This window comes from Streptomyces sp. NPDC044984 (assembly GCF_040646935.1).
Taxonomy (GTDB): domain Bacteria; phylum Actinomycetota; class Actinomycetes; order Streptomycetales; family Streptomycetaceae; genus Streptomyces.
On record NZ_JBEZBE010000015.1, the window covers coordinates 177,572 to 185,578 of the forward strand.

Genomic DNA, 8,007 nt, shown 5'->3' on the forward strand with positions numbered 1-8,007 from the left:
CCGCGTATCCCTGCCGATCAGGGCGGACTCCTCAACGCGCGAGAACCCGGATGCCATGTCTGTCTGCCAAGTGTTCCGGGAGGTAGCGTGGTGGAGAAGGCCTCCTGGAGGAGGGTGATTCCATGCCGTGGTTCGTATGGCTGATCACCGCCGCGGCGCTGGGCGCCGCGGAGTTCTTCACCCTGACACTGTTCTTCGGCCTGCTGGCGGGCGCTGCGTTGGTCGCCGCCGTAGTCGCCGGTTTCGGTATCGGCATTCTCGGACAGCTCGTGGCCCTCGGAGCAGCGGCGGCAGCGGGGCTCCTCATCGTTCGTCCTGTCGCGCTGCGGCATATGGCACAGCAACCCCTCGTACGCGAGGGCAGCGATGCGCTGATCGGCAAACGGGCGGAGGTCATGCAGGAGGTCACCGCGACCCGTGGCCTGATCAAGCTCTCCGGCGAAGAATGGTCCGCCCGCGCCCTCGACGAGAGCCTTGTGATCCCGGTGGGTGCGTTGGTGGATGTCATGGAGATCGATGGTGCCAAGGCCGTCGTCTACCCCCGCGAGCTCCTTCCGTGAACGGCTGAACGAACAGCAACGGAGGCACTGTGGACCCAGTTGGCATCACCCTTCTCGTGGCGGCCCTCGTCGTCGTCTTCCTCGTGGCCTCCACCGTGCGGATCGTCCCGCAGGCGCGCCGCTACAACATCGAGCGGTTCGGCCGCTATCGCCGGACACTGCAACCCGGCCTGAACCTCGTCCTGCCCGTGGCGGACCGGATCAACACCAAGCTCGACGTGCGTGAGCAGGTCTATTCGTCCGACCCCAGGCCGGTGATCACCGAGGACAACCTCGTGGTGAACATCGACACCGTGCTCTACTACCAGATCACGGACCCGCGGGCGGCGGCCTACGAGGTCGCTGATTACCTCCAGGCGATCGATCAGCTCACCGTGACCACGCTGCGCAACGTCATCGGCAGCATGGATCTGGAGGAGACGCTCACCTCGCGTGAGGAGATCAACTCCCGGCTCCGCGCCGTACTCGACGATGCCACCGGCAAGTGGGGCATCCGGGTCAACCGGGTCGAGATCAAGGCCATCGATCCACCGCACACCATCAAGGAGGCGATGGAGAAGCAGATGCGGGCCGAGCGTGACAAGCGCGCGGCCATCCTGCACGCCGAAGGGGAGCGGCAAGCCAAGATCCTTACCGCGGAAGGCACGAAGCAGAAGGACATCCTGGAGGCCCAGGGCACGCAACAGGCCATGATCCTTCGGGCGGACGGCGAGGCCAAGGCGGTGGAACTCGTCTTCCAGGCCGTCCATCGCAACAATGCCGACCCGAAAGTCCTGGCCTACAAGTACCTGGAGACACTGCCGCACTTGGCTGGCAGCGACAACAACACGTTCTGGGTGATCCCGGGGGAGCTGACCGAGGCGGTACGGACCGTCACGCGTGCGTTCGGCGACGAGTCGGCGGCAGGCCCTGCCAAGCCCGTACCGTCCGCGGAGGAAGCCACCGCCGACGTCGGCAACGCGTCGGACGACCTCCGGATCCCGCAGCTCGATGCGGGCTCGACGGTTTCCCTCGACGCCGCCACGGCTACTGACGAGGCCGAGAAGCAGGCGGCCGCCGCGGTGAGCGACGCCAAGGCGGAGGCCGAGGCCGCGAAGTCGCCACAGGTGCCGCGCCGAGGGCGGACGTCCGGCAGCTGAGTCCCGACCTCGGCTTTGCCAAGGAGCCTCGGCTCTCGCCGAGGACCGCCGTGAGAGACCGTCACCCGGTTCGGGAGACGAGGGCTTCCACCGCTGTCCCGTCGGCGCGTCGAGCCGGTGACGAATGAGCCGACTGCCTCGGAGAAGAAGCCGTTCCGGCCCGCAGCCTTCCCACTGGTCCAGGCGACAAAGAACCCCCGGGTCGCTGACCTGGGGGTTTCGCATGGAGCGGGTGACGAGAATCGAACTCGCGCTCTCAGCTTGGGAAGCGGCGGCGCTTGCACGGCTGGACGGCTGCTGACCTGCGCCGATTCATCGTGCCAACACCGTTGCGCGGCCCCGGTCAAACCGCTGTTGACCATGGTTGTCCGCTCTTACGGGCACGCTCTGGGCACGGGCACCACCAGCGATCGAGTCATATGTGCGCGCGGCGCTTCACACCGACCAGTCGGCATCGTCTGCCGGGCTGACCTGGAGTGTCCGTCGTGACCACAGATCCGACACTAAGACGTGGCCGCGTCAGTGTTGGTGAAGCATTCTTCTATGTACATAACCAACATCGTGCGGGAGGTGCCCCGTGTCTGTGACCCAGATTGACATCGATGACGACGCCCTGGAGCGCGTCATGGCTCTGGCCAGGGTCAGGACCAAGAAGGAGGCGGTCAACCTCGCTCTGCACTTCTACGCCGAGCAGCAGGAGCGTGCGGCGCGCATCAGCCGTCACTTCGAGCGGGCCCGTGAGTGGGGTGCCGTCGAGGACGCCGAGCGTCTGCACCGGGCGGAGAAGCACAGCCGGTGATCTACCTGCTCAACACGTCCGGCCTGGTCCGGCTGCTCCGCGATCCGAAACTGCAATCGGCCTGGCATGACGCGATCGACGCCGGAGCCATCGCGTCCTGCTATGTGCAGCGCACCGAGTTCCTTCACAGCGCCCGGACCGGAAGCGAGTACGACGAGATCGTGGAGATGTTCATCGATCTCTACCCCGACGTGTCGGTGCCGAAGAATGCGGGGCGCTGGATCGGTGCGGTGCAACACCGTATGGCTCGGGCAGGGGAGCATCGCAGCGCCTCGGCGGTGGACCTCCTCATCGCCGCCACCGCGGCCCACCATGGCCTGGCTGTCCTCCACGACGATGCCGACTACCGGGCGATTGCTCGGCACGCATCCGACCTGACTGAGCACAACGTCCACGACATCGCTTGAGGCGCCTTGCCACCTGACAGGTACAGCGTGTGGCGGGCCGGGGATCGCTTCGTTTTCTCCTGTGCGGTGACGATCTCTACATGAAGGCTGTCAGGATTCCTGGTCTTCGTCCGCCTGCTCCTGAGCAGCTTGTCCGTTGAAGTCGTACGTGTCTGCCCAGGCGGCCAGTTTGCGGTCGCTCCGGTCGAGTCTCCGCCGCAGCTCCGCGATCTGTGCGTCGTCCCAGCCGTCCCTTTCGACGAGGCTGCGTCCGCCTTCATCGACGGGGAGGACTGCCATGGCTTCCACGGCTTTCGTCAGCTCTTCAACCTTCGCCCGTACGTCCGCCCAGTGGCGACCCGCCGCCGTGAAGCCGGCGGCTGGGGGAGAGTCCGTTGTCGACTCGCCGTTGTAGGTGTGGCGTACCAGGGCGTCGGTCAGTTCCCGCGGCTCGCCCCCAGATGAAAGACCCGCGCCCCCTTTTCGTCGACCTCGTAGAGTTTCTCGCCGCGTCGGCCGGCCCGTACGACCTCATACGCCTGATGAACGCCACGGCTACGGGACAACATGGCGCGCAGGATTGTCGCCGGGCTGCGGTCGTCCTCGTAGCCGGTCCCCCCGAACACTTCACGCTGCAACGCCATGGGATCCGCGCTGGCGGAGGGCTTCTTCGCCCATGCCGTCGTTCTCGTCGAGGGGCGCGGGGATGGAGGAGTGATCACTGGTTGCGCCGAGCGGTCCGGGATCAATCTGGGGGCGGACGGCATCAGCGTCATCGAGGTCCACGGCAAGGACAACCTCATGATCTCCGACGCTCTCTTCAGCGCCTTGGGCGTGCCGTGCTACGTCGTCTTCGACGGCGACCTCGGCATGGAAGACCGTAAGCGGGAGTCGGTGCGTCACCTCATTCCTGAGCAGCGTCAGGAGAAGGAGCGGGCGTTCGAGCGCCAGGCGCGGACGAACCGGACCAAGAACTCGAATCTTCTGCAGTACCTGGGAGCGGCGCCGACTCCGCAGCCATCCGACGACTCGACCGGCCGCTACACCGTCTTCGAGGACACTCTGGAGACCTATCTCGACCAGCACTGGCCGGCTTGGGAGGAGAGGCGGCAGGAGCTCGTCCGCACCGGCGGGGGCATTGACGGGAAGAACGCGGCAACGTATTTGGAGACGACCCGCACCGTCGCGGCGGAGCCTCCCTTCCTGCTGCACGCCCTGCTGGAGAATGCCCGGGCGCTGGCAGGACGGCGCCCGCCGACTCGTCGCGTGGCCGACCACGCTGTGACGCGCCCCGAGTCGATCGACGACACCGCAGTTGCTCTGCGGCCATGAGGCAGTGGCGAAAAGCGATCTGACGGGGCGGACGCAGTTACGGGAGGCGGTGTTGGAGCTGTTCGCCGAGCGCGGTTTCGAGGCGATCTCCACTCGGGTAGTGGCAACCGCAGTCGGTCCCTCGCCGGCGTTGGTCACCCGCCACTTCGGCACCAAGGAGGGCTCGCGCGCGGCGGTGGACGAACATGTCCTGGATCGCATCGCAGAGCAGCCGCACGGCCTCCATCCGGACAAGAGGGTGATGGCCTCGCCCGGCGGGGTCTCCGTCCGGGTCTTCGGTACGGACCCGGTGCCGCGCGGCTGCTTGAGACATGCGCTCCTGGAGGACAGTGCGGCGAGTACCGAACTCTTCGGACGTCTGCTGTCCGGTGCACGCGCGGAGGCGGGATGACTCTCCGCGCCGTATGGCTTACCGTGCGATCACCAGCAGGTCCGCAACGCGGCTCAGCGCCGCAGCTTCACCTTGCTGACCGCCGCCACTCCGACGGCGGCGAGGGCGATCTGGAAGAGCCACTCGATCCAGTCGACACCGTCGGTGTCGGCGACGCCGAAGCCGGAGGCTATGGCTGTGCCGATGAAGGCGGCGATGATGCCGATCAGGATCGTCCAGAGGACGCCGATGCGCTGGCGACCGGGGACGACCAGTCGGCCGAGGACCCCGATCACGATGCCGATGACGATCGCGCTGATGATGCCTGATATCTCCATGGCCGGTTTGTCACTCCTCAGTCGTCGGTGACATGCGAGTGCCCGTTCGAAAGCTGATCAGTCCGGGATGAGCGGTGCCTACGGCCTCCTGTCCTGTGGCGACGCACCGTCCGTGCGCTCGTTCCGTTCGGGTGCCGGGGCCGGCGGCTGTTCCGTGCCAGGGACGGTCGCGCCGGTGCCCGGTACAGCGGTCTCACCCGGGATGACCCGGGGCGGCGGCGTGTCCGCCGCCCCGTTCTCCTCCTTCTTCATGGCGCGGGCCTCGGCCTTGAGGATGCGGGCCGACTTGCCTGCGGAGCGGGCCAGCTCGGGGCCCTTCTTGGCGAGGATGACGGCTATGACCACGATGAGGATGACGGCGAGTTCGCTCAGTCCGAACATGGTGTCCTGCTCTCTTTTCCGGGACCCGGGCCTGTCCGGCGCGAGCGTAGCGGCAGTGGCGCTCAGAGGTGGGGCGTGATGGCCGGGAGCAGGTCCTGGAAGGTGCGGCCGGTGGCGGGTGCGCCGATGGCCTTCATCTGCCAGCCGCCGCCGGAGCGGTGGACCTTCGCCATGACCTGAGCGGTGTGGCCGCCGCCGCCGGTGAGCGTGTAGCGGGCCAGTTCGGCGCCGGTCGTCTCGTCGACCAGGCGGCAGAAGGCGTTCTGCACCTCGGCGAAGGTCTGGCCGGTGAAGGAGTTGACGGTGAAGACGATCTGGTCGATATGGGCGGGCACGCGGGCCAGGTCGACCAGGACGGCCTCGTCGTCTCCTCCCGTGCCCGCGCCGCCGGTGAGGTTGTCACCGGTGTGCCGGACCGAGCCGTCGTCGCTGACCAGGTGTTGGAAGAAGACGACGTCCGTGGGCCGTCCGGCGGCGAAGAGCACCGCGGAGGCGTCCAGGTCAATCTCCCGCGTCCCGGTGAGCTTGGCGAGGAAGCCCTTGCGGGGTGCGGCCTGCCAGCCGAGGCCCATACGGACGGACGTCAGGGCGGTGCCGTCGGACTTACTGAGGCTGATCTGCTGGCCCTTGGTCAGGTTGACCGACATGGGAGGGGTGCTCCTTCGGATGGGTGGCGGTGCGGGAGTCGTGGGAGTGAGCGGTGTGGACGCCCAGGGGCGGGGTGGGGCAAAGGGACGGATCCTCGCGGAGGCACCGCCGCAGGTGGGGCAGTAGGCTCCGGTCCAACAGGGCCCGTTGCCAGTTCTGCCGCGCCTGCTGCAGGCGCGCCGCGTGTGCGGTTCCGTCGCCGCCGCGTATCGCCGTCCTCAGCATCGCGGCGAAGGCGAGGAGGGCGCTGGTGCCCGCGATCAGCGTCATGACCCATCCGGCGGTGAACAGTGAGCCGGGGAGTGTGTCTTCAGCGTCGGCCAGTTGCAGCAGGTAGCCGAGGACGAGCAGGACCGCGGCGGATGTGGCGGCGATGAGCGGGGTGAGTACCGCCAGGGCAGGCAACAGGCTGCCGACGGCGGGATGTGGCGGCGGGTCGGGCTCTGCAGACGTACGCAAGGCGAGGTACGTGCCGTATTCCGCGCGTGCCGCGGCGGCTATCTCGTCGGCGTCCCCGAGTGCGCGGAGGCGCAGCCGCGCGGTGGCCCGGCCGGTGGGATCGGTGCTCAGGGCCGCCTGTATGTCCGTGGTGATGAGGGCCAGGTGCAGTACCGCTTCGAAGTCGGGCCTGTCCTCCGGGCGAAGGCGCAGTGGGTCGGCCACATGGTCTCCTGACGGGTGGAAGGCTTCGGTGGTGCTCTCGGAGCGGCGGGGAGGCGGCGCCGACCTTGTCCCGAGGGGAGAGCCGGTCCGGCGCAGCCTCCGCGGAGTGTCAGACGCCGACGCCGAAGTCGGCGGCGATCCCGGCCAGGCCCGAGGCGTAGCCCTGGCCGACCGCGCGGAACTTCCATTCGGCGCCGCTGCGGTACAGCTCGCCGAAGACCATGGCGGTCTCGGTGGAGGCGTCCTCGGACAGGTCGTAGCGGGCGATCTCGGCGCCGTCGGCCTGGTTGACGACGCGGATGAAGGCGTTGCGGACCTGGCCGAAGCTTTGGCCGCGGTTCTCGGCGTCGTGGATGGACACCGGGAACACGATCCTGTCGACCTCGGCGGGTACGGCCGCGAGGTTCACCTTGACGGCCTCGTCGTCGCCCTCGCCCTCACCGGTGAGGTTGTCGCCGGTGTGCTCCACCGAACCGTCGGGGCTCTTCAGGTTGTTGTAGAAGACGAAGTGCTGGTCGGACAGGACCCTGCCGGACGTGTCGAGGAGCAGCGCGGAGGCGTCGAGGTCGTAGTCGGTGCCGGTGGTCGTTCGTACGTCCCAGCCCAGGCCGACCAGGACGGCGGTCAGGCCCGGTGCCTCCTTGCTGAGCGAGACGTTGCCGCCCTTGGACAGGGAAACTCCCACTGCGTGCTCCTTCTCGGCAGGTGCGGTCGAGGTCCGTGGCACGGACCCGGGCTAAAGAATCTACATCACTGTAGAGAAGGTGGAAGAGGGTGCGACCGTGTCTCGGGGGCCTGTGTGGTCGCACGATGTTCCACGTCAGTTCCGTGAGTTGCCGAGCAGCAGGCGGTAGGCGATCAGCAGTACGAGCGCACCCGCGACGGCCGAGCCCCAGGTCGCGGCGTCGAAGAACTCACGCTGGACCGGCCGGTCGAGGAGTTCCGCCGACAGCCAGCCCCCCAGGAAGGCGCCGGCGATGCCGATGAACGTCGTGCCGACGCAGCCGCCTGGATCGCGGCCGGGCAGGATGGCCTTGGCGATCGCTCCGGCGAGGAGTCCCAGCACCAGCCACGCGGTGACACCCATGTCCCCGATGCTCCTTTCAGTGGTCCTGCTTGTGTACGGGCACGCCCTGGGGCGGCGTAAATTCTACAATTCTGTAGATGACGTGGCGGGGGATCTTCGAGGCTCGTCGGGTGGCGTGATGGTCTCGGGGGCGTCTATACGATGTCCGCGCGGGAAACGGATGGCGGCGGAAGGGAGGCGGGGCGCGTGGCGGAGCGACGGGAGGGTTCCCGGCGGCGGGGGCAGGGTGAGCTGGAGGCGTTGGTCCTGGCGGCGCTGCGGGAGGCGGGCGGCCCGGCGACGGCCGGCTGGGTGCAGGAGCGCC

General features: G+C 67.9%; 14 protein-coding genes and 1 pseudogene. 7 read left to right on the forward strand and 8 right to left on the reverse strand.

The window, feature by feature from the left end:
- Window positions 1–122 precede the first annotated feature (122 nt).
- From AB0A94_RS18640 to AB0A94_RS18655, 4 genes are all read left to right on the forward strand, one after another.
- Window positions 123–560, forward strand: coding sequence for an NfeD family protein (locus AB0A94_RS18640; RefSeq protein WP_361745536.1), 438 nt, complete (start codon window positions 123–125; stop codon window positions 558–560).
- 29 nt (window positions 561–589) lie between these two features.
- The gene (locus AB0A94_RS18645; protein WP_361745538.1) at window positions 590–1,699 is read left to right on the forward strand and encodes an SPFH domain-containing protein; all 1,110 of its coding nucleotides are present in this window, start codon (window positions 590–592) and stop codon (window positions 1,697–1,699) included.
- Between the two features lie 577 nt (window positions 1,700–2,276).
- A complete protein-coding gene (locus AB0A94_RS18650; RefSeq protein WP_361745540.1) occupies window positions 2,277–2,498 on the forward strand; it encodes a type II toxin-antitoxin system VapB family antitoxin in 222 nt (73 codons plus the stop codon).
- Entirely contained in the window at window positions 2,495–2,905 is a 411-nt protein-coding gene (locus AB0A94_RS18655; protein WP_361745541.1) for a PIN domain-containing protein, read from the forward strand. Before AB0A94_RS18650 ends, AB0A94_RS18655 begins: the two co-directional genes overlap by 4 nt.
- A gap of 90 nt (window positions 2,906–2,995) precedes the next feature.
- Here the strand turns inward: AB0A94_RS18655 and AB0A94_RS18660 are convergent, their stop codons facing one another.
- Window positions 2,996–3,184 (reverse strand): hypothetical protein, encoded by a 189-nt coding sequence (locus tag AB0A94_RS18660; RefSeq protein WP_361745543.1) that lies wholly within the window; start codon window positions 3,182–3,184, stop codon window positions 2,996–2,998.
- Window positions 3,185–3,321: 137 nt separating this feature from the next.
- The gene (locus AB0A94_RS18665; protein ID WP_361745545.1) at window positions 3,322–3,528 is read right to left on the reverse strand and encodes a hypothetical protein; all 207 of its coding nucleotides are present in this window, start codon (window positions 3,526–3,528) and stop codon (window positions 3,322–3,324) included.
- On the opposite strand from AB0A94_RS18665, the gene AB0A94_RS18670 reads away from it, so the two are divergent.
- Both AB0A94_RS18670 and AB0A94_RS18675 read left to right on the forward strand, forming a co-directional pair.
- Window positions 3,527–4,216 carry an ATP-dependent endonuclease gene (locus AB0A94_RS18670; RefSeq protein WP_361745547.1) on the forward strand — a complete coding sequence of 230 codons (690 nt, stop codon included), beginning with the start codon at window positions 3,527–3,529 and terminating at the stop codon, window positions 4,214–4,216. The genes AB0A94_RS18665 and AB0A94_RS18670 overlap by 2 nt on opposite strands.
- A 52-nt stretch (window positions 4,217–4,268) precedes the next feature.
- Complete coding sequence (locus tag AB0A94_RS18675) at window positions 4,269–4,607, forward strand: helix-turn-helix domain-containing protein (RefSeq protein WP_361745549.1); 339 nt, start codon at window positions 4,269–4,271, stop codon at window positions 4,605–4,607.
- A 53-nt stretch (window positions 4,608–4,660) separates the two neighbouring features.
- On the opposite strand, the gene AB0A94_RS18680 is transcribed toward AB0A94_RS18675, so the two are convergent.
- The 6 genes from AB0A94_RS18680 to AB0A94_RS18705 all read right to left on the reverse strand — a co-directional run bounded on the left by AB0A94_RS18680 (window position 4,661) and on the right by AB0A94_RS18705 (window position 7,703).
- Window positions 4,661–4,924: a GlsB/YeaQ/YmgE family stress response membrane protein gene (locus AB0A94_RS18680; RefSeq protein WP_361745551.1), complete on the reverse strand. Its 264-nt coding sequence runs from the start codon at window positions 4,922–4,924 to the stop codon at window positions 4,661–4,663.
- 78 nt (window positions 4,925–5,002) lie between these two features.
- The gene (locus AB0A94_RS18685) at window positions 5,003–5,305 is read right to left on the reverse strand and encodes a twin-arginine translocase TatA/TatE family subunit (RefSeq protein WP_361745553.1); all 303 of its coding nucleotides are present in this window, start codon (window positions 5,303–5,305) and stop codon (window positions 5,003–5,005) included.
- 62 nt (window positions 5,306–5,367) lie between these two features.
- Complete coding sequence (locus tag AB0A94_RS18690) at window positions 5,368–5,952, reverse strand: TerD family protein (protein WP_361745555.1); 585 nt, start codon at window positions 5,950–5,952, stop codon at window positions 5,368–5,370.
- Window positions 5,909–6,616 carry a hypothetical protein gene (locus AB0A94_RS18695; RefSeq protein WP_361745557.1) on the reverse strand — a complete coding sequence of 236 codons (708 nt, stop codon included), beginning with the start codon at window positions 6,614–6,616 and terminating at the stop codon, window positions 5,909–5,911. The genes AB0A94_RS18690 and AB0A94_RS18695 overlap by 44 nt, the downstream gene beginning before the upstream one ends.
- Window positions 6,617–6,725: 109 nt before the next feature.
- Window positions 6,726–7,301, reverse strand: coding sequence for a TerD family protein (locus AB0A94_RS18700; RefSeq protein WP_361745559.1), 576 nt, complete (start codon window positions 7,299–7,301; stop codon window positions 6,726–6,728).
- Between the two features lie 135 nt (window positions 7,302–7,436).
- Window positions 7,437–7,703 carry a GlsB/YeaQ/YmgE family stress response membrane protein gene (locus tag AB0A94_RS18705; protein WP_361745561.1) on the reverse strand — a complete coding sequence of 89 codons (267 nt, stop codon included), beginning with the start codon at window positions 7,701–7,703 and terminating at the stop codon, window positions 7,437–7,439.
- A 186-nt stretch (window positions 7,704–7,889) separates the two neighbouring features.
- Between AB0A94_RS18705 and AB0A94_RS18710 the strand changes: the two are divergent.
- A pseudogene (locus AB0A94_RS18710) lies at window positions 7,890–8,007 on the forward strand (BlaI/MecI/CopY family transcriptional regulator); the annotation flags it as partial.

Excerpts from the sequence above, each read along its gene's own strand:
- AB0A94_RS18640 (WP_361745536.1), top strand. The coding sequence starts at position 123 with ATGCCGTGGTTCGTATGGCTGATCACCGCCGCGGCGCTGGGCGCCGCG.
- AB0A94_RS18660 (WP_361745543.1), bottom strand. The coding sequence starts at position 3,184 with ATGGCAGTCCTCCCCGTCGATGAAGGCGGACGCAGCCTCGTCGAAAGG.
- AB0A94_RS18670 (WP_361745547.1), top strand. The coding sequence starts at position 3,527 with ATGGGATCCGCGCTGGCGGAGGGCTTCTTCGCCCATGCCGTCGTTCTC.
- AB0A94_RS18665 (WP_361745545.1), bottom strand. The coding sequence starts at position 3,528 with ATGGCGTTGCAGCGTGAAGTGTTCGGGGGGACCGGCTACGAGGACGAC.
- AB0A94_RS18680 (WP_361745551.1), bottom strand. The coding sequence starts at position 4,924 with ATGGAGATATCAGGCATCATCAGCGCGATCGTCATCGGCATCGTGATC.
- AB0A94_RS18685 (WP_361745553.1), bottom strand. The coding sequence starts at position 5,305 with ATGTTCGGACTGAGCGAACTCGCCGTCATCCTCATCGTGGTCATAGCC.
- AB0A94_RS18690 (WP_361745555.1), bottom strand. The coding sequence starts at position 5,952 with ATGTCGGTCAACCTGACCAAGGGCCAGCAGATCAGCCTCAGTAAGTCC.
- AB0A94_RS18705 (WP_361745561.1), bottom strand. The coding sequence starts at position 7,703 with ATGGGTGTCACCGCGTGGCTGGTGCTGGGACTCCTCGCCGGAGCGATC.